Annotated in this window: 23 protein-coding genes; 17 read left to right on the forward strand and 6 right to left on the reverse strand. The window is 67.6% G+C overall.

Annotated elements, in window-relative coordinates:
* The coding region (locus RIV12_RS00005) for a DUF7926 domain-containing protein (RefSeq protein ID WP_256695474.1) at window positions 1-1,607 on the reverse strand (1,607 nt) is incomplete at its 3' end.
* 490 nt (window positions 1,608-2,097) lie between these two features.
* On the opposite strand from RIV12_RS00005, the gene RIV12_RS00010 reads away from it, so the two are divergent.
* The 5 genes from RIV12_RS00010 (at window position 2,098) to RIV12_RS00030 (ending at window position 9,364) form a co-directional block, all read left to right on the forward strand.
* Entirely contained in the window at window positions 2,098-3,168 is a 1,071-nt protein-coding gene (locus tag RIV12_RS00010) for a hypothetical protein (protein ID WP_309321446.1), read from the forward strand.
* Window positions 3,169-3,403: 235 nt separating this feature from the next.
* Window positions 3,404-6,076, forward strand: coding sequence for an aconitate hydratase AcnA (gene acnA / locus RIV12_RS00015; protein ID WP_309321447.1), 2,673 nt, complete (start codon window positions 3,404-3,406; stop codon window positions 6,074-6,076).
* A 156-nt stretch (window positions 6,077-6,232) separates the two neighbouring features.
* Complete coding sequence (locus RIV12_RS00020; RefSeq protein ID WP_309321449.1) at window positions 6,233-7,117, forward strand: alpha/beta fold hydrolase; 885 nt, start codon at window positions 6,233-6,235, stop codon at window positions 7,115-7,117.
* Between the two features lie 10 nt (window positions 7,118-7,127).
* Window positions 7,128-7,718 (forward strand): TetR/AcrR family transcriptional regulator, encoded by a 591-nt coding sequence (locus tag RIV12_RS00025; RefSeq protein WP_075417629.1) that lies wholly within the window; start codon window positions 7,128-7,130, stop codon window positions 7,716-7,718.
* A gap of 194 nt (window positions 7,719-7,912) precedes the next feature.
* Window positions 7,913-9,364 (forward strand): dihydrolipoyl dehydrogenase family protein, encoded by a 1,452-nt coding sequence (locus RIV12_RS00030; protein WP_309321451.1) that lies wholly within the window; start codon window positions 7,913-7,915, stop codon window positions 9,362-9,364.
* Window positions 9,365-9,408: 44 nt separating this feature from the next.
* Here the strand turns inward: RIV12_RS00030 and RIV12_RS00035 are convergent, their stop codons facing one another.
* A complete protein-coding gene (locus RIV12_RS00035; protein ID WP_141110816.1) occupies window positions 9,409-10,002 on the reverse strand; it encodes a YbaK/EbsC family protein in 594 nt (197 codons plus the stop codon).
* A 6-nt stretch (window positions 10,003-10,008) separates the two neighbouring features.
* Window positions 10,009-10,662: a GNAT family N-acetyltransferase gene (locus tag RIV12_RS00040; RefSeq protein ID WP_309321453.1), complete on the reverse strand. Its 654-nt coding sequence runs from the start codon at window positions 10,660-10,662 to the stop codon at window positions 10,009-10,011.
* A 420-nt stretch (window positions 10,663-11,082) separates the two neighbouring features.
* On the opposite strand from RIV12_RS00040, the gene RIV12_RS00045 reads away from it, so the two are divergent.
* The 4 genes from RIV12_RS00045 to RIV12_RS00060 are packed head-to-tail and all read left to right on the forward strand — an operon-like array spanning window position 11,083 to window position 14,118.
* The gene (locus RIV12_RS00045) at window positions 11,083-12,078 is read left to right on the forward strand and encodes an ABC transporter ATP-binding protein (protein WP_309321455.1); all 996 of its coding nucleotides are present in this window, start codon (window positions 11,083-11,085) and stop codon (window positions 12,076-12,078) included.
* A gap of 14 nt (window positions 12,079-12,092) precedes the next feature.
* Window positions 12,093-12,833, forward strand: coding sequence for an ABC transporter permease (locus RIV12_RS00050; RefSeq protein WP_309321456.1), 741 nt, complete (start codon window positions 12,093-12,095; stop codon window positions 12,831-12,833).
* Window positions 12,833-13,615 (forward strand): ABC transporter permease, encoded by a 783-nt coding sequence (locus RIV12_RS00055; RefSeq protein ID WP_309321458.1) that lies wholly within the window; start codon window positions 12,833-12,835, stop codon window positions 13,613-13,615. Before RIV12_RS00050 ends, RIV12_RS00055 begins: the two co-directional genes overlap by 1 nt.
* 44 nt (window positions 13,616-13,659) lie before the next feature.
* The gene (locus tag RIV12_RS00060) at window positions 13,660-14,118 is read left to right on the forward strand and encodes a tRNA (cytidine(34)-2'-O)-methyltransferase (protein ID WP_309321460.1); all 459 of its coding nucleotides are present in this window, start codon (window positions 13,660-13,662) and stop codon (window positions 14,116-14,118) included.
* Window positions 14,119-14,139: 21 nt separating this feature from the next.
* Here RIV12_RS00060 and RIV12_RS00065 read toward each other — a convergent pair whose 3' ends face one another.
* Window positions 14,140-15,003: an SDR family oxidoreductase gene (locus RIV12_RS00065; protein WP_075417625.1), complete on the reverse strand. Its 864-nt coding sequence runs from the start codon at window positions 15,001-15,003 to the stop codon at window positions 14,140-14,142.
* Window positions 15,000-15,575, reverse strand: a complete 576-nt coding sequence (locus RIV12_RS00070; RefSeq protein WP_309321462.1) for a YbhB/YbcL family Raf kinase inhibitor-like protein — start codon at window positions 15,573-15,575, stop codon at window positions 15,000-15,002. Before RIV12_RS00070 ends, RIV12_RS00065 begins: the two co-directional genes overlap by 4 nt.
* A 229-nt stretch (window positions 15,576-15,804) precedes the next feature.
* Here RIV12_RS00070 and RIV12_RS00075 point away from each other — a divergent pair, with 229 nt between their 5' ends.
* Window positions 15,805-16,719, forward strand: a complete 915-nt coding sequence (locus tag RIV12_RS00075; protein WP_309321464.1) for a hypothetical protein — start codon at window positions 15,805-15,807, stop codon at window positions 16,717-16,719.
* A complete protein-coding gene (locus RIV12_RS00080; protein WP_309321465.1) occupies window positions 16,716-18,416 on the forward strand; it encodes a DNA polymerase Y family protein in 1,701 nt (566 codons plus the stop codon). The genes RIV12_RS00075 and RIV12_RS00080 overlap by 4 nt, the downstream gene beginning before the upstream one ends.
* Here the strand turns inward: RIV12_RS00080 and RIV12_RS00085 are convergent.
* Window positions 18,381-19,118 carry a phosphatase PAP2 family protein gene (locus tag RIV12_RS00085; protein ID WP_309321466.1) on the reverse strand — a complete coding sequence of 246 codons (738 nt, stop codon included), beginning with the start codon at window positions 19,116-19,118 and terminating at the stop codon, window positions 18,381-18,383. The two genes, RIV12_RS00080 and RIV12_RS00085, sit on opposite strands and share 36 nt — an antisense overlap.
* Before the next feature lie 146 nt (window positions 19,119-19,264).
* On the opposite strand from RIV12_RS00085, the gene RIV12_RS00090 reads away from it, so the two are divergent.
* From RIV12_RS00090 to RIV12_RS00115, 6 genes are all read left to right on the forward strand, one after another.
* The gene (locus RIV12_RS00090) at window positions 19,265-19,912 is read left to right on the forward strand and encodes a thymidine kinase (protein WP_309321468.1); all 648 of its coding nucleotides are present in this window, start codon (window positions 19,265-19,267) and stop codon (window positions 19,910-19,912) included.
* Window positions 19,913-20,028: 116 nt separating this feature from the next.
* Window positions 20,029-20,703, forward strand: a complete 675-nt coding sequence (locus RIV12_RS00095; protein ID WP_309321632.1) for a SatD family protein — start codon at window positions 20,029-20,031, stop codon at window positions 20,701-20,703.
* On the forward strand, window positions 20,700-21,506 hold the full coding sequence (locus tag RIV12_RS00100; protein ID WP_309321470.1) for a hypothetical protein: 807 nt from the start codon (window positions 20,700-20,702) through the stop codon (window positions 21,504-21,506). Before RIV12_RS00095 ends, RIV12_RS00100 begins: the two co-directional genes overlap by 4 nt.
* A gap of 102 nt (window positions 21,507-21,608) precedes the next feature.
* On the forward strand, window positions 21,609-22,214 hold the full coding sequence (locus RIV12_RS00105) for a helix-turn-helix domain-containing protein (RefSeq protein WP_309321472.1): 606 nt from the start codon (window positions 21,609-21,611) through the stop codon (window positions 22,212-22,214).
* A gap of 4 nt (window positions 22,215-22,218) precedes the next feature.
* Window positions 22,219-22,926: a B3/B4 domain-containing protein gene (locus RIV12_RS00110; protein WP_309321473.1), complete on the forward strand. Its 708-nt coding sequence runs from the start codon at window positions 22,219-22,221 to the stop codon at window positions 22,924-22,926.
* On the forward strand, window positions 22,923-23,855 hold the full coding sequence (locus tag RIV12_RS00115; protein WP_309321474.1) for a dihydrodipicolinate synthase family protein: 933 nt from the start codon (window positions 22,923-22,925) through the stop codon (window positions 23,853-23,855). Before RIV12_RS00110 ends, RIV12_RS00115 begins: the two co-directional genes overlap by 4 nt.
* Window positions 23,856-23,910: the final 55 nt, after the last annotated feature.

A 23,910-nucleotide genomic window follows, 5' to 3' on the forward strand; every position in this document is an offset into this window, starting at 1 on the left:
GTGGGCGTCGGCGTGGGCTTCGGGACCTCCGTGTAGGTGTTGGTCACCGTGACAAGGGTGGCGCTGGCAGCGCCCTCCTTGATCGCGAAGGCTCCGTTGTCGATCTTGGTGTCGACCGTGTAGCCCTCGCGCTCAGCGCCGCCGTCAGCCTGCTTCTCCTTCTCGGTGACCTCGCACTTGGTACCCACCGGTACGGACGGGCCGTCGACGGGCGTGCCGTCGCCCTTCACCTCAAGGGTCCCTTCGGAGCCGTTCTCACACGTGTAGGCGATCTGGAAAGTCTCCTTGGAGAAGGCCTCCTTGTTGCTTCCCTCGACCTTCTTCACGACGGAGAAGGAACCGGTCTTCTGAATGACCTCGTTGTACAGGCCCACAGCCTGCACGGAGGAATCGACCGAGAACGTCACGGTCTCCGGCGTCTCAGTGCCGTTGACGGAGAAGGTCTTGCCTCCCCAGCCAAGGGCCCCGGGAAGGGCCGCTGCGGACGTGTCCTCCGTCAGCGTGATCTTGGTTCCCTTGGGGAACTCGCGCAGGGTGTCCCCGGCCTGCTGCTGGCCCGCAGCCACCTCAACGGTGTAGGGGTTCGACGTCGGCTTGTTGGCCCAGTTTGGGTATTCGGCCTCGGTCGTGCCGTTGGGGAGCTCGTAGGCGACGTTCACGCGGATCTTGGTGTCCGCAGGGACGTCGTTCTGGTGAGCGCCGGTGACGTACTTCTTGACCCCGAAGGATCCGAAGCCCTGCGTCAGCTGCACGTCGTAGGAGATCGGGTCCTTGTAGGCCATCTGTGCGGACACCGTGGTGTTCTTACCGCCGTTCAGGGTGGCGCTGTTGGTGTAGACCTTGCCCGGGACGATCTTGCCGCCCTCGGCCAGGGACTGGTAGACGATCTCGTAGTTCGCGTTCTTGGCGAAGTTGCCGTCCGTACGGGACAGGGTGATGGACGCAGTGGTCCCGTCGGCGCCGATGGTCGGCTTCAGGGTGAACTTCCCGTGGTCGGTGTTCATGGCTGTGCCATCGGCCTTGGCGACGTCGAAGTAGCCGTCGGCGCCACCGCCGAACTCCTCGGGGTTGACCCGCACGTACCAGGAGCCGAGATCCGAGTTGAGCTTCTGCCCGCCCCCGGAGACGTCGTTGAAGGTGACGGTGTTGACGTTACCCGCCTCCGCTCCCAGGTGGTTGGCGATGGTCGTACCACTGAACTGGATGTGCCAGGTCAGGCTGCTGGACTCGCGCTTGAGGGAGTTGGCGTACTTGCCAAGGTCCTTCTCAACCCATGCGATAGGGAGAATCCGCTCGTTGTTGGGGTGGAAGACCTCGACCTCGGTGCCGTTGGCGTCGAAGGTGGTCTTGTTGTCCTGGGTCACCTTCTGGGCCACGATCATCTGGTTGCCCGAGCCCTTGAGCTCGGTGGCGGCGCTGATCGCGGCGTTGAAGGTGCAGGTGAGGGTCTCGGTGGTCGTGACGCAGTCACCCACCTTGGTGCCGTTCCCGAGAACAAGATCGTCGTGTCGACCGATCTCGCGGTACCGGTACTCCGCCGGAAGGCCGATGCTGAAGGACTCGTCCGGCTGCGGATTGGCGGTAGAGGCGTCCCAGGCGAACTTCATGCGAACCGGGTCCTCGAGATGCGCAGTCTTGTTCGGAAACTCAGTTCCATCCTTGTCTGCGAGGATGAGCGGACTGAAGGACACCTTCACTCCGGTATTCTGGTTCGCGCTCGCATGAGGTGCTAATAGCGCGACAAAGCTACCCAGTGCGACCAGCAGTACGCCGGCGAGCAGGGTCGCCACGTACTTGCGATGCACAGAGAGGTGCTGTAGGTGCATTCGTTATCTCCATCTTCATGGGTTGACATTCCTGTGTTGTGGGGAAATACAGGAATCCGTCGAGATACTATGGGGTGAACCTTAATGGCGGACGCGCAAATTACGTTTCGTGACCATTGTGTTGCCGTATTGGTATATTCGTTGATCGGATGATTGTGCGCGCGTACCGGGCGTCGCCGTGTCCAGGAGGTCGGGCAGGCCTGAGCGCGGTCCGGTCGCCGGGGAGATATCTCCATGGACTGCGGCACGGTTCTGCGTTCATCGTGACGCCATGAGTTCCATGGTGGTGAGTCGTCGTGCGCTTGCGGGGCTGGTCGCGCTCGGTGGTGCCGGCGTGGTGCTCCGCCGCGATGGTGGCGCCTGTCCCCGGCCGGTGCGGGATCCGGGGGTTGAGACCAGGATTCGCAATGATGGTGATGACGTGGACGGTCGTCTGTGGGAGACGGTGGCGGCGAGCTGGCGGACGGACATGAGGCTGCGGTTCACCGGTTCCTTGAGCGGGGACTACCTCGACTACGACGGTCCTGAGGGGCTCGGTTCATCCCGCCAGGATTTTGCGGAGATGCCCAAGCTGGTGCATGAGGATGACAACTGTGTGGTGGTTCAGGCGGGGGCGGGGGTGTGCGCGCTTGAGCGTGCCGATGGGCGGGTGCGTTGGTCGGTGGCGTTGGAGGCTCCTCAGGGGGTGGTGGCCGGGGGCGTGTCGTGTGGATTGGTGTGGACTAATGCGGGTGCCGTGGATCTGGGGACCGGTGAGGTCAGGAGAGTGCCCGAGGCGGTGTCCCGGGCGGTCAACCTGGTGGCCGGTGAGGGCGTCGTCGTGACCGTCGTGCCCGGCTACGGTGGCAGAAGTGAGCTCGTCTGCCTGGAGTCCCGTGGCTGCTCGGAGAGGTGGTGCACCGGCATCGACGACCCGGGTACGGCGTCACTGATGCTCGACTACGAGGACAACGAGGTTTCCATCGGGCTGTCGGACCGCTACGACCTGGACAGCGGCGAGTACAACCTGGTGCTGGTGGACGTCCGACGCATCGGGCCCCGGGAAGGGGTCTTCGTCGTCGTCGACACCGAGGCCGGCAGGAGGATGCGGGTAGTGGTCGACGACGACGGGACGGCGGTCGCGGTCCGTGCGTTCGCGCCGCAGGAGGGAATGAAAGACGCGGGCTACCGGGAGGAGCATACCTCCGGCGAGGAGCTGTGGTCGGTGCCGTTGGAGGCCCGCCCGGGCGCGGTCGTGGCCGTCGACTCCGCCCTGGGAGAGCTGGGGTCCTCCTTCTGGGTCATGGACCTGGACGATTCCGGTGCGCTGCACCTGGCGCACTGGAGGCCTGGCCCCGCGTGAGCGCGGAGCCCCTGCCGACGATAGGTGCCGGTGACCGCACGTTAATCGGCTCCGCCCCCGCGGCGGGCCCGGCAGCGCGATCGGTACCCTGCCGGGGATCCTTCAGGCTCTGTGGCATGTTGACGCGGGATGACGGAGCGTCGTCTAGCGTGTGTCGCGGCCTGATCGGGCAGGCTGGCTCCCGCACCCCGCGGGCGCTTGGCGGCCCGTCCCCTTGTGCAGAACAGGAACGACGTTGACAAGCCTCGACACCTTCCACTCCCGCTCCATCCTCGACGTGGACGGCCGCGGTTACGAGATCTACCGCCTCGACGCCATCCCCGGCATGGAGCGTCTGCCCTACAGCCTCAAGGTGCTGGCCGAGAACCTGCTGCGCACCGAGGACGGCGCCAACATCACCGCTGACCACGTGCGCGCCCTGGCCGCCTGGGACCCGGCCGCTGAGCCCGACACGGAGATCCAGTTCACCCCGGCCCGCGTCGTCATGCAGGACTTCACGGGTGTGCCCTGCATCGTCGACCTGGCCACCATGCGTGAGGCGGTCGCCGACCTCGGCGGCGACCCCGAGGTCATCAACCCCCTCAACCCCGCTGAGATGGTCATCGACCACTCCGTGCAGATCGACTCCTTCGGCCTGCCCGGCTCCCTGGAGCGCAACAAGGAGCGTGAGTACGAGCGCAACGCCGAGCGCTACCAGTTCCTGCGCTGGGGGCAGGGGGCACTGTCCAACTTCCGCGTCGTCCCGCCGGGCACCGGCATCGTTCACCAGGTCAACATCGAGTACCTGGCCCGCATCGTCTTCACCCACGAGGCCGACGGCGTCACCCAGGCCTACCCCGATACCTGCGTGGGCACCGACTCCCACACCACCATGGTCAACGGCCTGGGCGTCCTGGGCTGGGGCGTGGGCGGCATCGAGGCCGAGGCCGCCATGCTGGGCCAGCCCGTGTCCATGCTCATCCCCAAGGTCGTGGGCTTCAAGCTCTCCGGCGCCATCCCCGCCGGCGCCACCGCCACCGACGTGGTCCTGACCATCACCGAGATGCTGCGCGCTCACGGGGTGGTGGGCAAGTTCGTCGAGTTCTACGGAGAGGGCGTCGCCGAGGTGCCGCTGGCCAACCGTGCCACCATCGGCAACATGAGCCCCGAGTTCGGTTCCACTGCTGCGATCTTCCCGATCGATGAGGTGACTCTGGACTACCTGCGCCTGACCGGCCGCTCCGAGGAGCGCGTGCGCCTCGTGGAGGCCTACACCAAGGCCCAGGGCATGTGGCACGACCCGGCCCGCGAGCCCGTCTACTCCGAGTACCTCGAGCTGGACTTGTCCACGGTGGTGCCCTCGATCGCCGGCCCCAAGCGCCCCCAGGACCGCATCGTCCTGTCACAGGCCAAGGAGTCCTTCCAGGAGGTCCTGCCCACTTACGCCTCCCAGCCATCCAAGCCGACGCCGGTGACCCTGGCCGACGGTACTGCCACCGAGCTCGACCACGGGTACGTCGCCATCGCCTCGATCACCTCGTGCACCAACACCTCCAACCCCTCGGTGATGATGGCCGCCGGCCTGCTGGCCCGCAACGCCGTGGCCCGGGGCCTGCGCTCCAAGCCCTGGGTGAAGACCTCCACCGCCCCGGGAAGCCAGGTCGTCACCGACTACTACGAGAAGGCCGGGCTGTGGCCCGCCCTCAACGAGCTGGGATTCAACGTCGTCGGCTACGGCTGCGCCACCTGCATCGGCAACTCCGGGCCCCTGCCGGCCGAGGTCTCCCAGGCGGTCAACGACGCCGACCTCGCCGTGGTCTCGGTGCTCTCGGGCAACCGCAACTTCGAGGGGCGCATCAACCCCGACGTCAAGATGAACTACCTGGCCTCCCCGCCCCTGGTCATCGCCTACGCCCTGGCCGGGACCATGGACATCGACTTCGCCACCGAGCCGCTGGGCCAGGACTCTGAGGGCCGCGACGTCTTCCTGTCCGACATCTGGCCCGACCCCACCGAGGTCCAGGCCGTCATCGACGCCACCATCGACCGCGAGATGTACACGCGCGACTACGCCGACGTCTTCGCCGGTGACGAGCGCTGGCAGGGTCTGGACACCCCCGAGGGGGACACCTTCGCCTGGGACGAGGAGTCCACCTACGTGCGCAAGGCCCCCTTCTTCGAGGGTCTGACCATGGAGCTCACCCCGGTCACCGACATCGAGGGCGCCCGGGTGCTCGCGCTGCTGGGCGACTCGGTGACCACCGACCACATCTCCCCGGCCGGCGCCATCAAGGCCGACTCCCCGGCCGGGCGCTACCTGGCCGAGCACGGCGTGGCCCGCGCGGACTTCAACTCCTACGGATCGCGCCGCGGCAACCACGAGGTCATGATCCGCGGCACCTTCGCCAACATCCGCCTGCGCAACCGGTTGCTCGACGGCGTCGAGGGCGGCTACACCCGCAACTTCCTCACCGGCGAGCAGGAGTCGATCTTCGACGCCTCCCAGGCCTACCAGGCCGCCGGAATCCCGCTGGTGGTCCTGGGCGGCAAGGAGTACGGCTCGGGATCCTCGCGCGACTGGGCGGCCAAGGGCACGGCCCTGCTGGGCGTCAAGGCCGTCATCGCCGAGTCCTTCGAGCGCATCCACCGCTCCAACCTCATCGGCATGGGCGTGGTGCCCCTCCAGTTCCCTGCCGGCCAGAGCGCCGAGTCGCTCGGCCTGGACGGCACCGAGACCTTCTCCATCACGGGCCTGACGGCGCTCAACGAGGGCACCACCCCGCGCACCGTCGCGGTCACGGCGCAGAGGGCCGACGGCTCGGAGACCTCCTTCGACGCCGTCGTGCGCATCGACACCCCCGGCGAGGCCGACTACTTCCGCCACGGCGGCATCCTGCAGTACGTGCTGCGCCAGCTCGCGAGTTCTTGAGAGCTGGTGCGCTGATGGCGCGGGGCGATCGCGGATCGGCGATCGCCCCGCGCTTCAGTTGGTGGGCACTGTGGGGAGAGTTCTCTCGTTGGACTGCAAGCAGGTCTGGAAGGAGTCTGCTTGCCCTCGGGCGCGAATGTCAGTAACTTCATGGCTATGACTATTAGCCAACTTGGGGTGCCGGGCGGCACCATCGCCTACGAGGTGCATGAGCCTGCCGGTGCAGGTACCGGATCGGACGCAATGAGCCGCCGGCCGCTTGTCGTCTGCTCACCGGCCATGGGGGACGTGCGGGACGTCTACGCACCGCTGGCGCAGTCCCTGAACGAGGCGGGCTTCCGCGTTGTCACTGCGGACCTGCGCGGTCACGGGGACAGCTCAGCAACCTTCACCGCCTATGGTGACGAGGCCACAGCATCCGACCTCATTACCCTGATCGAGGCTCTCGACGCCGGCTCCGCCGTCGTCGTAGGAGCCTCCATGTCCGGAGCCGCTGCGGTGATCGCAGCCGGGCGCCGCCCCGACCTGGTGTGCGGGCTCGTCCTCGTCTGCCCCTTTCTGCGTGGGCCGCAGAGTCGAGTCAAGACTCTCGTGCAGCGCACCATGCTTGGGATCGCGCTGATGCGCCCTTGGGGTCCTGCTGTGTGGAACAGCTACTCGGCCAGGTTGTGGCCGGGACTGCCCGACGCTCGGCAGCGAGCCACGAGCCTGGTGGACCTGCTGCGCCGCCCGGGGCGCTGGCGCGCCTTCTGGGCCACGACTCGCACCGACCACCGCGTCGTCACCCCCTGGCTGGACAAGGTGGACTGTCCCGTCCTCGTGGTCATGGGACAGAAGGATCCTGATTGGAAGGACCCCGTGGCCGAGGCCGCCTGGGCCGCTCGTGCCGTTGGTGAAGGGATGGGAGAGGTCATGATGGTTCCCGACGCAGGGCACGCCCCGATGCTGGAACGCTCCGACGTCGTCGGGCCGCGTGTGGTCGACTTCGCCCGGCGTATGATCGCCGGCAATGCTGAGGCGAGGCCGGCGAGGGGGAACTGAGGAGGGCGGGATGCCGCGAGCAGGGCTGAGTGCCGAACGCGTCGTGGAACGGGCTGCGCAGATCGTTGACGAACATGGTCTTGAGGCGCTGTCCCTGAGTCGTCTGGCCGCCGATCTGGGAGTCGCGCCGCCGAGCCTGTACAAGCATGTTTCCGGTATGGGTGACCTGATCCGAGGAGTCTCCGTGCGGGCGGTGGACGAGCTCGCCGACCGCCTGGCGGCCTCCGTCATGGGACTGGCCGGACGTGACGCCCTGCGTGCCCTTGCTGAGGCTTACCGAGGCTTCGCCCATGAGCATCCCGGGCTCTATCCGATGACCCAGGTTCCCGTCGAGATGTCGGACGGGAGTCCGAGTCCGCTACGTTCATCCGCGGCTCAACGCACGGTTGCCATTGTTACCGCGGCGCTGGCCGGCTACCGCATTCCCGATGAGCGGGTCGTCGATGCTGTGCGAATGACCCGGGCATCGCTTCATGGCTTCGTGGATATCGAGGTCCACGGGGGCTTCGCCATGGACGTACCCATTGACGTGAGTTTTGCCACGCTCGTCGACTCTCTGGATGCCGCATTGATTGCTCTTGGTGGACAGCAGGGTGGCTAGGTATCAGTGAGGGCAAAAGGATAAGTCGCTTCAATGACCGGTTGGAAGGAGGTGCGTTGCGTGAGGCTTCCCCGGGTGCTGCCGGTGATCCGCTGAAGGCTCCCGCAGTCGCCCTGGAATAGGGCCCCCTCGCTTCCCGTTGCCCTGGCGTTCAGATCACGCCGAGTGGCGACCGCCTAAGGAGATGCGCACCCATGTCCCAGCCCACCGTCAATAGCGACGCACTCAACCAGACAGACGTCCCGGTCGAGGAGGTCGATCTTCTCGTCGTCGGAGGCGGCAAGGCAGGCAAGTCCCTGGCGATGCTGCGCGCCAAGGCCGGCGACAAGGTCGTCATGGTGGAGCGGGACAAGGTGGGCGGCACCTGCATCAACGTCGCCTGCATCCCCACCAAGACCCTCATCTCCGCCGCCCGCGTCCTCCGGGAGGTCCAGGGCTCACAGGCCTACGGCGTCACTCTGCCCGAGCAGGACGGTGGCGCTGACGCCCTGGCCCAGGCCCGCATCGAGCTGGCCTCCTTCCGCGCCCGCAAGGAGGCCGTCGTGGGCGGCATGGTGGCCGCCCACGAGAAGATGTTCCCCGCCTCCGGCATGGACTTCGTCAAGGGCACCGCCCGCTTCGTGGGGGAGCGTACCGTCGAGATCGCCCTGAACGACGGCGGCCTGCGGCGCGTGCGCGGCGCCAAGGTCCTCATCAACACCGGCACCACGCCGTCGGTCCCCCCGATCGAGGGCCTGTCCGACGTGCGCTACTGGACCAGCGAGGACCTGCTCACCCTGCCCGAGCTGCCCAGTAGCCTCATCGTCCTGGGCGGCGGTGTCATCGGCGTCGAGATGGCCTCCCTGATGGGGCTCCTCGGTGTCCCGGTCACCATCGTCCACGCCGGGCCGCATATCCTGGACCGCGAGGACGAGGACGTCGCCGCTGAGGTGACCGCCGGCCTGGAGGCCCTGGGGGTCACGGTCCTGGCCGGAGCGCCCGCCTCGAAGGTCGCCGCCGCGGCTGACGGGAACGGCGTCGTCGTCACCACCGCCGACGGTCACGAGGTGAGCGGATCCCACCTGCTCGTCGCCCTGGGGCGCACTCCTGTCACCGCCGGCCTCGGCCTGGAGGCCGCGGGCGTGGAGCTGACCGAGCGCGGCTTCGTGCGCGTCGACGACCACCTGCGCACCACCGCCGAGAACGTCTACGCCGCCGGTGACGTGGCCGGAACGCCCCAGTTCACCCACGCCTCCTGGAACGACTTCCGCGTCCTGCGCGACCTCTTCGCCGGCAAGGAGGCCGCCACCACCGGACGCCTCATCCCGTGGGCCGTCTTCACCACGCCCGAGCTCGGGCACGTGGGCATGAGCGAGGCCGAGGCCCGCGAGGCCGGCTACGAGGTGCGCGTCGCCAAGACCCCGACGGCGGCCGTCCCGCGCGCCAAGACCCTGGGTCGCACTGAGGGCTTCTTCAAGGTCATCATCGACGCCCGCACCGACCTCATCCTGGGTGCCGCCATCATCGGCGCCGAGGCCAGCGAGGTCGTCACCAGCATCCAGATGGCGATGCTGGGCGACCTGACGTGGCAGCAGGTGCGCGACGCCGTCATCACCCACCCCACCATGAGCGAGGGACTCAACATCGTCTTGGACTCCCTGGGCTGAGAGCCTTGAGGGATGGCCCCGCCTGAACGGTTCGACCGACCCACTCAGGCGGGGCGTACCCCCAGGTCCTCGACGCGCTCGGCCCCCGGCAGCGCCACCAGCAGTGCCCCGGGCACCAGGAGCTTGGAGTGGCGCACGCCCGAGCCGATGAGCACCGTGGCCCGCTCCGCCACAGCGCCGTCGATGAAGAGCCGCCAGTCCTCGGGCAGGCCGACCGGGGTGATCCCGCCGTACTCCATGCCACTCATCTCCACGGCCCGCTCCACCGGCAGGAACGAGGCCTTACGCACGTCAATGCGCTTCTTGACGACGTGGTTGACGTCGGCGAAGTCGGTGGCACGCACGACGCAGGCGGCGATGCGCTCCTGGCCGGTCCGTTTACCGGCCACAAGTACGCAGTTCCCGGTCGCCTCAGGATCCAGGTCGTAGTGAGCGTTGAGGGCGTCGGTGTCGGAGTGGGACGGATCAATGGGCACCACCTGCGCCTGACGGGCCAGGTCCGCGCCCTCGGGCGAGGCCGCCTCCAGCGCCCGCAGCGCGGCGGCCACGGGCTCGGCGAGCAGGTCAGTACGCTCCAGCGCCGGCTGCCAGCCGATCTCCGTGGCGAAGACCTCAGCCGGATCACGCAGCTCAGTCATTCCTTCTCATCCTTTCGACGACGTCGAGCGCCTCTCGATGCGCTCCACCAGACGGGTCCTGACCCCGGGCCACTGCTCCGGGGTGATGGCGAACATGGCCGTGTCGCGCGTGCGCCCCTCCTCACCGGGAGCCAGGGAGGGCTGCCAGGCGCGCAGGACCCCCTCGAAGGTCGCCCCCAGTGCCACGATCGCGCCGCGAGCCACCTCATTGCGTGCATCGGTCTTAATGTCCACGCGGTCCACGCCCCAGTCCTCGAGGGCCTGCGCCAGCAGCAGGAGCTTGGCAGCCGGGTTGACGGCGGTGCCACGAACAGTGGGGGAGAGCCAGGAGGAACCGACCTCGACGGCGAAGAGCCGCCCGTCCGGCATCCATCGGGGCGTCAGGTAGGCGGTGTGACCGACGACGCGGCCGGTGGCGACCTCCACCTGGGCGAACGGCGCGTAGGTGCCCGTGGACCGACGGGCCAGACTGCGGGTCACGTAGTCCTCGACCTCGCCAGGTGCCGGCACCGTGGCGAAGGGAGTCGTGGTGGCGTCCTCGGCGGCCCGCTGCAGACCCGGCACGTGCTCGGGCGTCAGCGGCTCCAGGCGCACGATGTTGCCGGCCAGCGCGCCGCAGGTCAGAATAGGGGAGGTGGTATACGACTCAGTGGTGCTCATGCTGCCGATCATGGCATCCGTGGCGCAGTCGCCGCCCAGACGCCTCAGCATGTGGTCTCATTGTCCCTGTGCTGTACGTCATCTTCGAATCTTGACTACATGTCAAGTGTTGCGAACTGTATTTTTGATACGTAAAATATCTTATATAAAGGTGCGAGTATTTGCCGGCATGATGACGGGATGGAATCACGGCCGGCAGTCGGCGCAGTCATGTTGGATGACGCATGTCTTCGTGCACATGAATGGCCGCTGAAAACGTCGGTAATGCGGGGCGATCTGCTCTTGAAGGATTTGTGCATCGACCTGATCTTGCTGATCTAAGGCATGCAATTGATGCATTCATTTTATTCTTTGGCGACTATAAGGCTGAGAGGGTGGCTGACGTTATTGATCGTGATCCTTTGGAAGTGGAGGGGCTCTATGGTATTGCTTAATGGGGATTCGCTGCTGCGTGCCTCCCACCTGGTTCGCTCCTTCGGGAAAAAGGACAAGACCTTCGTCGCCGTGGAGGATGTGTCCCTGGACGTCGGGGCGGGGCAGGTCCATGGTTTGCTGGGGCCCAACGGTGCCGGTAAGACGACGACGGTGCGGATGTGCGCCACGCTGCTGGCTCCGACGTCGGGTGCGGTCTGGGTCGATGGCATCGATGCGGTGCGCCATCCGGAGCGGGCCAGGTCCCGGCTGGGCCTGGTCCTGGGCGGTGAGCTGGGGTTCTACCCGCGGGCTACGGCACGCGACAACCTGCTGTTCTTCGCCGATATTCAGGGTCTCGACGCCCGACGGCGACACAGCGCGGTCATGGACGCCCTGGAGCGTGTGGGGCTGGTCGAGGCGGCGTCCCGCAAGGCGGGCGAGCTGTCTCGAGGGATGCGGCAGCGTCTGCACCTGGCCCGGGCGCTGCTCGGGTCGCCGGCTCTTCTGCTGCTGGATGAGCCCACCACCGGCTTGGACCCGGACGTGGCGCTGCAGGTGCGCGACCTGGTGCGTGAGCTGGCGCAGCGGGGAACCGGGGTGCTGCTGACCTCGCACTCGATGCCGGAGGTCGAGGAGCTGGCCGACATCATCTCGGTGATCGGGGCGGGCCGGATCGTCGTGCGCGGCGGCGTGGGTGACGTGTCCGCCTTGGCCGGGGTGAGTGCCACCACGACTTTCACGTTACCGGCCCGCCACGGGGGCGCCGTCGAGGCGCTTCGCAGTGGTCTGGGTTCGCCGGCGACGGTGAAGCAGCGCGCCTCCTCGGCCCGGTGGGCCGTGACCATCTACTGGGCTTCCGAGGCTGCCGGCACTACCGACGCCGACGAGCGGGTTCGCCAGGTCCTGGCCGAGGCCGGCGTGGGAGCGCCGTCGGATCTGCTGACGCGGCCGGTCTCCCTGGAGGAGGCCTACTTGGCCCTGGCCGACAGGCTCGCCCGATGAGGCGTCAGGTGAGGATGACGGTCTTTCACATCCGTCAGTTCGTGTCGGTTCCCTACTTCATCCAGCTCATGGTCATGACCACGACATCCACCACGCTGGTGCAGTTCCTGGCGGCCTCGGCCTGGGGCGGGATCACCCCGACGCAGGGCTGGGTGCGCGGGGGCGTCGTGGGGATGTGGACGACGACGACCTGCGCGGCGGGGATCATCGGATTCGAGCGGTACAAGGGCACGCTGGTCCATCTGGTCATGGCTCCGGTAGGGGCGCTTAGGTCGTTGGCGGCCGTAGTGTGTGCGGCGGCGTCCTTCGGTCTGGTCGCCTTCCCGGTGGCGTGGTGCACGTGGGCGCTGCTGTCGACGTCAGTCTCCTTCACGGGGCCGGGGTGGGAGGTCTGGGCGCGCCTGACAGCAGGGGCCCTCATGCTGCTGGTCGGCTGTCATGCCCTGAGTCTGGTCATCGCGGCGCTGTTCGTGCTCACCCCCAACGCGATCCAGTACGAGGGGCTGCTGCTGGTGCCGGTGCTCGTGGTCTCAGGCATCGTGTTCACTTCGACGACGCCGCCTGCCTGGCTGGCTGTGGTGAGTCGGTTCCTGCCGTTGTCGGTGCCCTTCGAGCTCCTGCTGGGCCGGGCGACGTCGGCAGTGGCCCTGGGCGCTTGGCTGGTGTGCACGGCCGCGTGGCTGGGGCTTGCTGCCTTCCTCGGCCGGCGGGCGCTGCGTCTGGCGACACGGACCGGCACCCTGGAGGTGGTCTGATGCGCGCCCGGGCTCTGGCCTTCGCCTACCGGTTCTCGTCAGGGGTGCGTGTCTCGTGGGCCTCGTCGACGGCCTTCGCGACCCTGGGCACGGCCGTGGTCACGCTGCTGGTGCTGCCGCTGCTGGACGTGCTCTTCGATGTCCTCATGGGCTCGGACCTCTCCGCGCCTGACCTGGTGCGCACCGGATACGCAGCGGCTCTGGTGGCACTGGCCGTCTCGGTGGCCTCCGGAGTGGTGGGGACCGTGGCCACGGACCGGATGCTGGGCGTCTTCCAGGAGGTCCATACCCGCAGGCGCCTCGACGTCGCCTACTGGCTGTCCGTCGCCGTCGTGCCGGCGCTCCTGGCTGCCTCGACCGCCATCGTCGCGATCGGCGTCGTCTTCGCGCTCTCACCGCTGCACGACGTTGGAGCGCTGGGGCGTGTCATCACACTGGCAGCGCCGACCATCGTGTGCGGGCTGCTCATGGGGATCATGGCCGCCGGTGTCGGAGTCAACCTGCCCGATCCCTACCTGGGTGCCACGATCATCGCCACGTTCCTACCGCTGTTGACCGGCGTCATCGTGCCGCTCGAGCAGTGCCCTACCTGGTTGCAGGCCCTGGCCCACCTGGTTCCGGTCAGCGGCACCCTGACGGTCCTGGACGCACCGGCAGCTGCCGTCCCGGCCCTGCTAGGTCGCGACCTCGCGGTCGCCGCCGTATGGGCCGGGATCGGGCTGGCCGTCACCCGTCGCGCCGTCACTCGACTCCGTCAGGGCCAACGCACCGACACCATCTGAGTCTGAGGAGGAGGTCTGCCTCAGCATGTGGTCTCATTGTCCCCGTGCTGCACGTCATCTTCTTCGAGCCGCGCATCCCGGGCAACACCGGGGCGGCGATCCGCCTGAGCGCCAACACCGGCTCCATGCTCCACCTCGTGGACCCCCTGTTCGACATGGATGACGCCAAGCTGCGCCGCGCCGGCCTGGACTACCACGACCTGGCCAACACGCGCGTTCACGCCACCTGGAAGGAGTGCCTCGAGCAGGTCCCCGGACGCATCTTCGCCTTCACCTCCCACACCGAGCGCCTCTACACCCAGGTCGACTGGCGCGGCGACGACGCACTCCTGTTCGGTCCCGAGCCCACTGGCCTGCCCCAGGAGATCCTCGACCACCCGAGGGTGAGCGCCCACCTGCGCATCCCCATGGTGGAGGGAAACCGCTCCCTCAACCTGGCCAACTCCGCCGCCATCGGCCTGTACGAGGCCTGGCGGTCCCTGGGCTTTGCCGGAGGGGACTGAGCCCCTGCTTCAACCGTCTTCTCAGAGCATGCCGGCGGGTCGGATCGCCAGGTCCTCCACCACCGCGTCCAACGGGGTGTTCACGGCCAGGCGCACGGCCGCGGCCACCGACTGCGGCGCCATATGGTCCGCAGCCCGGTAGGCGGGGGTGGCCATGATCCCCTCGGTGCGCAGGCGCGCCGCATTGAAGGCGTGCAATCGCTCCTGCATGGGGGTGTCCACCCGACCCGGGTAGATCGAGGTGACTCGCACCTTGCCCGCCTCCTCCTGGCGCAGCGTGTCAGCCAGGGACTTCAGCCCCGCCTTGGAGGCGGAGTAGAGGACGTTGCCCGAACGGGGGGTCACTCCGGCGCCGGAGTTGATGAACACCGTCAGCCCGCGGGCCTCCCGCAGCGCCGGCAGCAGCAGACTCGTCAGATACGCCGTCGCCACCAGGTTGAGGTTCAGGACCGCCCGCCAACGTGTGGGCGTGATCTTGTCAACGGCACCGGGTGCCTCCATGCCGGCGCTGTGCACCAGCACGTCGAGGCTCTCAATGTCGATCCGGCTGACCAGTCTGGCCAGGGCCGTGTCATCGGTCAGGTCGACCGGGCAGATGAGAACTGCCGTCTGGGACTCCTCCTCCAGTGCGAGCGCCAGCTCCTCCAGGTCGTTGATGGAGCGGGCCAGCAGGATGAGGTTGTGGTCCCGGGCCAGGTCCCTGGCCACGGCCAGGCCGATCCCGGAGGTCGCTCCGGTGATGAGCGCGATGGGGCGGCGTTGGTGGCGGCCGGAACCGGCGCGCGTGAAACCATGGGCGGGAGTGAAGGGGATGGACTCCCCCTGACGGCGACGTCGGCCCGCCTTGGAGGACGAGGCGTCGACCTGGGCGATCTGTGGGCTCACTGGCCGTCCCTGAGGAAGGCGGCGGATCCGGGCTCCCCGGGCACGGAGTAGGTGGCGGTGAGCGTGGCCCGGGCGATGCAGTGAGGTGCCAGGGTGAAGGCCGCCTTGGCGGGACTGGCCTCGTCGTTCAGGCCCAGAGTGTCCACGTCCAGGGCGGAGACGGTGAAGACGTAGCGGTGGTCGCCGTCGCCCGCCGGCGGGTAGGGGCCGAACCAGGCGTGGTCGCCCGAGTCCCCGGCCAGGTGGAAGGCGGCACCGTCGAGCTGAAGGTCGCTGGCCCCCGCGCCCCGCTCCAGCGAGGTGACCGAGGCGTCCAGGTCCACGATGGTCCAGTGCCACCAGCCCGACATGGTCGGAGCGTCCGGGTCGAAGCAGGACACGACGAAGGACTGCGTCTGCTCGGGGAAGCCCGACCAGCTCAAGGCGGGGGAGACGTTGTCGTGGATACCGGTGAAGATGTCCGGGATCCGACCCTGCTCGGTCAGATCCGCAGAGGTCAGCGTGAAGGAGGGGACCGAGGGCAGGAGGCCGGTAGGGGCCGGCGGGCGGGGGCGAGTGAGGTCGGCTGTCATAGGTGTACCTCCAGGCAGGTGATGGATAGGGGTGGTGGCCTTCCATGAGGGCACAGCCCCAACTGTAGACGCCCCTCCGCAGGCCCGTCCCTGTGGATCTCCTGTGGGATGGGTCGGTGGACTCATCACGCCGTGAGACCTCCTTGTGACCGGCACCCCCGATTGATGTCGCAGTGGAGCGTTATCCTGAACCACATCCGTCGAACGTATGTACAGAAACGGGGGTGTCATGGGAGCCTCGACAACGCGTGCGCCATCAGGCGCCCAGAACCGCCTCAGTCGAGCCCGCCTCGCCCTGAGACTGGCCGAGGAGCGTACCGGACTGCGTGACTCAGCGGCCCTGAAGGTGCAGCGTGCCCTCTCCTCGGCATCGACCAGCACCCTGTTGAGCGCATCAGTCGACTCGTCTCGGGCAGTACCCCCCACTTCTCCCGCATCCTCCACGGCGCTCTCGGCCTGGCAGGACTCCGGCGTCCTCACTCTCCAAGGATCCACCACCCTCCTCCTGGCCGCTCTCGCCCTGCGCCAGGGAGAGGGCGGCTGGTGCGGCGTCATCGGGGGAGACGAGCTGGGCTGGTGCGCAGCCACTGAGGTCGGACTCGACCTCAACCGGGTCCTCACCGTTCCAACATCCCTCCTCGAGGACGGCTCCATCCTGACGGTCACCGCCACTCTGCTCGACGGCGTTGATGCCCTACTCATCGGCGCCGCCGTCGCCGCACGCCTGCGCCCCCAGCACCGCAGACGCCTGCTGGCCCGGGCGCGCGAACGCGGCCACCTCATCCTGACCTCCGCCCACTGGGAAGGCGCCCGCAACCTCCATGCCGGCCCCCTGGTCCCCGACACCGGAACCAAGAACACGCCTCCCGCTCAGGCTCCGGTGGAGGCTCCCGGAAAGCCCTCCACCGACGCCGTCGTCATTCCCATCGGGCGAGGAGACTCACCCGCCCCGGTGCGAGCCGTCGAGATGCCGGCCGGATACCTGCAACGCCTCAGGTGGACCCTGACCGACCCGCAGCGCCCCCGACTCACCGCGACCGAAGAGCTCACACTCTCACTGTCCGCCGAAGGACTGCGCACGGGCTCCCGCAGCACCGTCGACACCGTCGGCCCGGCCTCCAACCCGCAGGAAGCGGCCGGATGAACCCGCCACAACCGACCTCGCCGTCCGGGCCGCCCGCCTCCAGGCTCGTGGCCATCTGGGTCCCCGACTGGCCCGTCGTCGCCCTCACCCTGGAGGCCCGCCAGCAGCGTCGACACTCCCGCGCACGCCAAGAAGCCCCTCATCTGCCGGACCCGGCCACCGAGCCCGTCGCCGTCGTCGGTGCTCGCGGAGTCCTCGCCGCCTCAGCCCCGGCTCGCCGCGCCGGCATCGCCACCGGCATGCGACTGCGCACCGCCCGGTCCCTGTGCCCCGAGCTCACCGTTCTGCCTCCCCAGGAGGAACGCCAAAGCCGCGCCTTCGAAACCGTCATGGAGGCCCTCAGCTCGCTCCTGGCGGACCCCATGGTGGTCCGCCCCGGGCTGGCCTTGTCCGGCGTCAGAGGACCCGCCGCCTGGATCGGCGGAGAAGAACCTCTCGCCTCAGCCCTCGTGGAGACCGTCACCCAGGAGGCCGATGTCGAGTGCCAGATCGGCATCGCCGACTCCCTGTCCGGAGCCGTCCTGGCCGCCCGCCGAGGCGTCATCGTCGAACCAGGACGGACCCCGGAGTTCCTCGCCCCCTGGCCCCTGAGCGCACTCCTGAGCTGCCTGCCCCTCAGTCGTCTACGGCGCGACGCCCGCCCCCTGCTGGAGACCTTCACCCGACTCGGCCTGCGCACCTTGGCGGACCTGGCGGCCCTGCCCCGAAAAGACGTCACCACCCGCTTCGGCCCCCTGGGGGAGAGACTCCACCGCCTGGCCGCCGGCACCCACCACGAGGCCCCCGCCATGCCCCGGCCGGTTCAGGACATCACCGTCGCCTCCGAGCTCGACCCTCCCGTGGAACGCGCGGACACCGCAGCCTTCGCCGCCCGCCACCTCGCCGAGAACCTGGCGGTCCGCCTCCTGTCCGCAGGGCTCGCCGTCGGACGCCTCTGCGTTGCCGCCCGCTGCGAGGACGGCACCGACCTGGCCCGAACCTGGATGCTGGAGGACACTCCCACCCCCACCGAGCTCACCGACCGCGTGCGCTGGCAGCTCGAGGGGTGGCTCTCCGGACGCTCCGGACGCCCGCCCTCCTCCGGACTGACCCACCTGAGCCTGACGGCCCTCGAGCTGAGCCCGGCCACGACCTCCCAGGCAGGACTGTGGCAAGCGCCCGGACAACAGGCCCAGGCGCGCGCCCGCCGCGCCGCCGAGCGTGTGGAGTCCCTCCTGGGAGCCGGAAGCATCCTGGTTCCCAAGGTCGTTCCCGGGCGCGACCCGCGCTCGCGGGTACGCATGATCCCCTGGGGTGAGAGTGAAGGTGTAGGCGGGGCCGCGGGTGATGAACCGGCGCCCTGGAGTGGTGCTCTGCCCGAGCCCTCGCCCTCTGTCGTCCTGCCCCGGCCGGTTCCTGTGTGCCTCACCGATATTCGGGGGAGGGAGCTCGGCGTCGACATCCACGGTCAGCTCGACGGCGTCCCCGGCTTCCTCAGCGTCGACGACGGTGCGGATGACGCTGAGGACGATACTGTTGAGAGTGCGCCCCGGATGGAGTCCGTGCTCCTGTGGGCCGGTCCCTGGCCGGTCGACGAGGGCTGGTGGACTTCTCGAGGGCCTTCGCGCCGTGCCTACCTCCAGGTGGTTACCGACGTCGGGCCTCCCCGCCTGCTGGTGCGATCAGGCCGGTGGTGGCTCGATGCCGTCTACTCCTGAGAAGGTATCTGATGGTGTGGTCGCAGGGGCTGGGCGCCGTCGCCCCTTCATCCACAGAAGCGCCAGAGTCGCCAGGCACAGCCAGGCCAGTCCCAGGGACCAGCCGGCCAGAACATCGGTCATCCAGTGGTAGCCCAGGTAGACGCGGGAGGTCCCCACCAGCAGGGTCGCCCCTGCCGCCGCCATGATCGCCAGGGCCCGGTACAGGGTCGCCGCAGTGGATGTCAGAACCATCCCCGCCAGCAGGCCTGCGAAGACGGCCGTGTTGAAGGAGTGCCCCGAGGGGAAGGAGGTGGTCAAGGCAGGATCGCCCAGAAGAGTGTCTGTCGAGGGGCGTGTACGCCTGAAGGTCTCTTTGAGCGCCACCGTCAACAGACTGGAGCCGACCATCGTGAGGGTCAGGATCAGTGCGCGCACACGGTGGCCCCGCATGAAGAGGAGGACGGCGCAGATCGCGGTCAGGATCGTCAGTCCCACGGTGGATCCCAGGGCGGTGAACACCTGCATGATGACGGTCAGAGCCGGGTGGCGCTCATCCACGGCCCAGGTGGTGACACTCTGGTCGTGAGGCGCCAGCCCCGTCCCGGAGCTCGTGGTCAGGGCCAGCCAGGAGAACAGCGACAGTGTGATGACGGCGGTCGCGGCCAGTGTGCCGGCTTGCCTGGTGCGCCAGGTGTGAGGCAGGTGGTCGAGTGAGAGCATGAGGGGAGGTTATCCGTGCTGGTCTGGACGAGGCTATGCGTGCGCCATGGGCCGGCTGAGTGACGTCGTGGTGTGTTGCCTGTGTCTGGCTCGCTTGGCGGGTAGCATCCGGCCCGAGTGATCTGATCCGGTTCAGGAGGACCCGCGTGGCCAAGCTCTACTTCCGCTACGGAGCCATGAACTCCGGTAAGTCCACGGGATTGCTCCAGGCCGCCTACAACTACGAGGAGCGCGGTCAGCGCGTCCTGATTCTCAAGGCGGTAGTCGACACCAAGGGTGAGGACTCGGTCGTCTCCCGGCTCGGGGTGTCGCGTCGTGTCGACCTTCTCGTCGACACCGACGACGACCTGCGCACCCTGGTGCACCGGCATGCTCTGGCCGGTGCACGGCCCCTCTGCGACGAGGTTGATGCTCCGCAGGAGGCCATGCCCTTGCGAGAGGTTCTTGACTGCGTGCTCGTCGATGAGGCCCAGTTCCTCACGGCCCCCCAGGTGGACCAGCTCATGGAGATCGCGTTGATCGACGACGTGCCCGTCCTGGCCTACGGGATCCGCACCGACTTCCGCACAGTCAGCTTTCCCGGGTCGCGAAGGCTGCTGGAGATCGCCCACTCCCTGGAGGAGCTCAAAACCATCTGCCGTTGCGGGCGCAAGGCCATCTTCAATGCCCGCAAGGTGGGGGAGTCATTCGTCTTCGACGGCGATCAGGTGGCCATCGACTCCGGGGACGTCACCTACGAGTCGCTGTGCGGCAAGTGCTACCTCGCTGCCGGTGGGAGCCTTCCCGGTCGGTGAGCCGGGTTCCGGGACTGTGCTTGTGCTGGCGGGAGTACAAGGCTCACCGAGGGGGCGGGCCCCTCACTCCGAGATATTCCTTGTACTTAAGGAGTTACAAGCGTTATCGTGAAACTGTGAATGTCTCCTACGCACTCATCGCAGACATCATCCGCTCGCGCGACCTCCCTGATCGCAGGCGCGCTCAGCACGTCATTCACGAGACTCTGGACCGGGCCGCTGAAGGTCTGGCGTTGACGCAGCGCCCGTATGCCACGGTCGGTGATGAGCTGCAAGCAGTCTCGACGACTCTCGCCGACGCGCTTGCTCTCACCCTGCGCACACACCTCCTCCTGCCCGAAGGGTTGGGCCTTCGCTTCGGTATCGGTGTCGGAACGATCTCCGAGGTTGAGGGTGTGGCGGGGCGTCTGATTCAGGACGGCTCGGCGTGGTGGGCTGCACGTGAGGCGATTGAGAGCGCGCATCGCCTCCAGGATGAGGGGAGGGCATTCGTGCGTACCTGGCTGCGCATTCATCCGGATGTGGTCAGCGGCTCAGGAGGGGGGCAGAGCGAGCGAGAGGGGCTCGTTAACTCCGTCCTGATCCTGCGTGACCAGGCGGTATTCCGCTTTCAGCCACGTCAGCGCCGCATGATGGCCGGACTTCTCATGGGGATGACCCAGGTTGAGGTGGCCCGTCAGGAGAAGGTGAGTCAGCAGGCCGTGTCTGAATTCGCTCGTAGTGCTGGTTCCTCCTTGCTGGAGGTTCAAAAGCTCCTCGATGGGTTGAGTGGGAGGGGTGGGGGAGAATGACGGCCCTGCTCGTTCTGCTGCTTGCCGCCGCCTCCGTGGTTGACAGCTCCGCCTGGGCGGGTGGGAGGTCGTCCCGGATGCCCGCCGGGGTGAGACTGCTGGTGGGGGTGTCTGCGGTCGCTGCTCTTGGCGTCCTGGTCGGGTGGCCCATTCTTCATCTTGGGGCAGGAGGCATTGTCGTCATCATCCTGGTGGTCACCGCATGGATGTGCTGCGGCCTGGTTTCACAGGCCCGGTGGGAGAACTTGTTGAGGTCCCGCCGGCAGGAGCAGGTGGGGCGGGGCGCCTCCGAGGGCGGTGCGAATCGGCTGGGACCGCATGTCCGCCTTGTCCACACGGGCCTGCTGCTCCTCGCTGTGGGGCTCTGCGTCGTCGTGTCTCAGCCGGTTGGATCTCGGGCCGCCAAGATGAGCGCCGCCGTCGGAATCATCGTCCTCCTGACTGCTCCGGCCAATCGAGTCGTCGCCGACATCCTTGCTGCTGCTCGCCACTCCTCGCGGGAGGGCGGGGAGGCTGTTGCGGCTGGTTGCGAGCCTTCGCAGGAGAGCGGGAGGCAGGATGAGTCGGGGAGCTCGATGCGTGGTGGTCGCTGGATCGGTCCGCTTGAGCGAATCCTCATTCTCCTGCTCGCCTCCGTCGAGGCGCCTGCTGCCATCGCCGCAATTGTTGCCGCCAAGGGTGTGATCCGATTCCCCGAGATCAGCGAGGACAAGGCGGGGCAGAAGGCTGAGGAGTTCCTCATCGGCTCCTTCGCCTCCTGGATCCTGGCGGTCCTGGGTGCCGTCGTCATTCACGTCTCCTGAACGGGAGGGCGGGGGAGTTGGGATGTCGGCGCTCTGGCTCTGTCCGGAGGTTCTCGAAAAGGAAGGTAGACAGTGCCCATATAGTGCACTATTGTGCACTATATGGAAGTGAGTGCGGAGTCGCTGGCTCGCGAGATCGGTGTGCGGATCAAGCAGGAGCGCAGCAGTCGTAGTTGGACTCTCGACCATCTCGCAGAGGTTGCCGGGGTGAGCCGGCGAATGCTCGTGAAGGTTGAACAGGGAGCGGTCAATCCGAGCATCGGCACGCTGCTGCGGCTCTCGGACGCGCTCGGTATCGGGCTTCCGACACTCGTCGAGCCCCCGATGTCACGCGCGGCTAAGCTCGTGCGCCGCGGTGAAGGGGCTCGTTTGTGGAGCGGCAACCATGGAGGAGCCGGTGTCCTCGTCGCCGGCACGCAGCCGCCCGACGTTGTTGAGCTGTGGGACTGGACCCTCAATCCAGGGGAACGCCATGTGAGCGAGGCCCATGCTGCTGGTACTTGCGAGCTGCTGCACGTCCAGGCCGGATCGATCCTCGTCACAGTCGCCGATGATGTCTACGAGCTCCACGTCGGAGACGCTCTGACGTTCTACGGCGATGTCAACCACTCCTATGACAACCCGAACCAGGAACCCGCACGGTTCTCACTCGCGGTCTTCGAGCCGGGGGTTGGAACCATGCCCAGAACGGAGACCTTGAATGACTAACCCCATGAGCCCGAACGAGTTCCTTGACGCCTGTGCCATCGATCCGGCTGTGCTCGAGCTGCGCCCCGACTATCGCGTGCAGTTACTTGTTGTCGATGGCCTTTCATCGAACCTGGGATCCGATGTCGCAGATGACCTCATCCGGGCCGCCCAGAATCATGCCCAAGCCCTGCTCGCCGAGTCGGCGGTCGATCAGCTGCCGCACATCGCGGCCTGGCGTGAGGCCTACCGGGCATTCGGAGCCAAGCCCCAGCGTACCCGCAACAGCCTCGAGGCTCTCACCCGTCGTGCGGACAAGGGGCTGCCTCGGGTCAATGCACTCGCCGACATCTACAACGCGATCTCGGTGCTGCACCAGATCCCGCTCGGTGGTGAGGACTTCGCCCTCTACAAAGGGCCGGCGCGCTTGGTCCGCGCCACCGGCCGGGAAAGGTTCGACACCACCGCGAACGGTGAGGTTGTCGTCGAGCACCCCGATCCCGGAGAGGTCGTGTGGTGCGACGACGGAGGAGTGACCTGCCGACGCTGGAACTGGCGGCAGGCCCGCCGCACCGGTCTGAGTGTTGCTACCCGGACGGCCTTCTTCATCCTCGATGCTCTCGCCCCGGTCGCCGACACCGAGCTGAGCGCTGCTGCTGACGCTCTCGTTCAGGCGCTCAGTGCCCTCGGCTCAGACGTAAGTGTCTCCCGACGGGTGATTGGCGTGCCATGAAGCAATCGCACCAGGAGGGCGGTCCCGCCCCAAGCCGTCTCGCCGGGCTGAGCGCCTTTCCCCTCACACCGCTTCGCGACGACGCCGTTGATGAGCGCGCCTTCATAGGCCTCATCAAGAGGTTGACTACGGCTGGAGTTGACTCCATCACCGCCCTCGGTTCGACCGGGTCCTATGCCTACCTCACACCGGCCGAGCGTGCCCGGGTGGCCCGCCTCGCCGTTGAGTACGCCGGACCGACTCCGGTGTTCGTCGGGGTCGGCGATCTGCGTACCTCTCGCGTCCTCGCTCATGTGGACAGTGCGCAGGAGGCTGGTGCGGTCGGCGCGCTGCTGGCCCCGATGACCTACCAGCCCCTCAGTGACGATGAGGTGTTCGGGCTATTCCGCACTGTCACCGAGCACACCGACCTCCCGGTCATCGTCTACGACAACCCCGGCACCACGCACTTCACGTTCACCGCGGAACTGTATGCCCGCATAGCCGAGCTTCCCGGAATTGCATCGATCAAGATCCCCGGCGTCCCCGTCGACCCCGCTGCAGCGCGTGAGCACGTCGCGATGATTCGGGCCGCGATTCCTGAGCACGTCACGATCGGCGTGTCCGGCGACGCGTTCGCAGCCACCGGTTTGAATGCCGGCTGCGACGCCTGGTGCTCGGTGATCGGGGGAACCCTCCCAGCTCCTGCGCTTTCGATCACCCGAGCTGCTCAGGCGGGTCGGGCCCAGGAGGCTGCCGTGGAGTCACGACGACTCGCGCCTCTGTGGGACCTATTCGCTGAGTTCGGCGGGAGCCTACGCGTGACCGCGGCGATCGCCGAGCACCTCGGTCTCGTTCCACCGTCCTGCCTGCCGCTGCCGATTCGGGGGCTCACCGGCTCACAGCGCGGGCGGGTCATCGACGTGGTGACCGGGCTCGATCTTGTCTGAACGTCGCGAGGATTCTGGCGCGCCAGGTCGGACGACCTGGGCGCTGGCGCGGTAC

It is taken from the genome of Actinomyces stomatis (assembly GCF_031292835.1).
Lineage (GTDB): Bacteria > Actinomycetota > Actinomycetes > Actinomycetales > Actinomycetaceae > Actinomyces > Actinomyces stomatis.

Excerpts from the sequence above, each read along its gene's own strand:
- RIV12_RS00010 (WP_309321446.1), top strand. The coding sequence starts at position 2,098 with ATGAGTTCCATGGTGGTGAGTCGTCGTGCGCTTGCGGGGCTGGTCGCG.
- RIV12_RS00020 (WP_309321449.1), top strand. The coding sequence starts at position 6,233 with ATGACTATTAGCCAACTTGGGGTGCCGGGCGGCACCATCGCCTACGAG.
- RIV12_RS00025 (WP_075417629.1), top strand. The coding sequence starts at position 7,128 with ATGCCGCGAGCAGGGCTGAGTGCCGAACGCGTCGTGGAACGGGCTGCG.
- RIV12_RS00030 (WP_309321451.1), top strand. The coding sequence starts at position 7,913 with ATGTCCCAGCCCACCGTCAATAGCGACGCACTCAACCAGACAGACGTC.
- RIV12_RS00035 (WP_141110816.1), bottom strand. The coding sequence starts at position 10,002 with ATGACTGAGCTGCGTGATCCGGCTGAGGTCTTCGCCACGGAGATCGGC.
- RIV12_RS00040 (WP_309321453.1), bottom strand. The coding sequence starts at position 10,662 with ATGAGCACCACTGAGTCGTATACCACCTCCCCTATTCTGACCTGCGGC.
- RIV12_RS00045 (WP_309321455.1), top strand. The coding sequence starts at position 11,083 with ATGGTATTGCTTAATGGGGATTCGCTGCTGCGTGCCTCCCACCTGGTT.
- RIV12_RS00050 (WP_309321456.1), top strand. The coding sequence starts at position 12,093 with ATGACGGTCTTTCACATCCGTCAGTTCGTGTCGGTTCCCTACTTCATC.
- RIV12_RS00055 (WP_309321458.1), top strand. The coding sequence starts at position 12,833 with ATGCGCGCCCGGGCTCTGGCCTTCGCCTACCGGTTCTCGTCAGGGGTG.
- RIV12_RS00070 (WP_309321462.1), bottom strand. The coding sequence starts at position 15,575 with ATGACAGCCGACCTCACTCGCCCCCGCCCGCCGGCCCCTACCGGCCTC.
- RIV12_RS00075 (WP_309321464.1), top strand. The coding sequence starts at position 15,805 with ATGGGAGCCTCGACAACGCGTGCGCCATCAGGCGCCCAGAACCGCCTC.
- RIV12_RS00080 (WP_309321465.1), top strand. The coding sequence starts at position 16,716 with ATGAACCCGCCACAACCGACCTCGCCGTCCGGGCCGCCCGCCTCCAGG.
- RIV12_RS00085 (WP_309321466.1), bottom strand. The coding sequence starts at position 19,118 with ATGCTCTCACTCGACCACCTGCCTCACACCTGGCGCACCAGGCAAGCC.
- RIV12_RS00100 (WP_309321470.1), top strand. The coding sequence starts at position 20,700 with ATGACGGCCCTGCTCGTTCTGCTGCTTGCCGCCGCCTCCGTGGTTGAC.
- RIV12_RS00105 (WP_309321472.1), top strand. The coding sequence starts at position 21,609 with ATGGAAGTGAGTGCGGAGTCGCTGGCTCGCGAGATCGGTGTGCGGATC.
- RIV12_RS00110 (WP_309321473.1), top strand. The coding sequence starts at position 22,219 with ATGAGCCCGAACGAGTTCCTTGACGCCTGTGCCATCGATCCGGCTGTG.
- RIV12_RS00115 (WP_309321474.1), top strand. The coding sequence starts at position 22,923 with ATGAAGCAATCGCACCAGGAGGGCGGTCCCGCCCCAAGCCGTCTCGCC.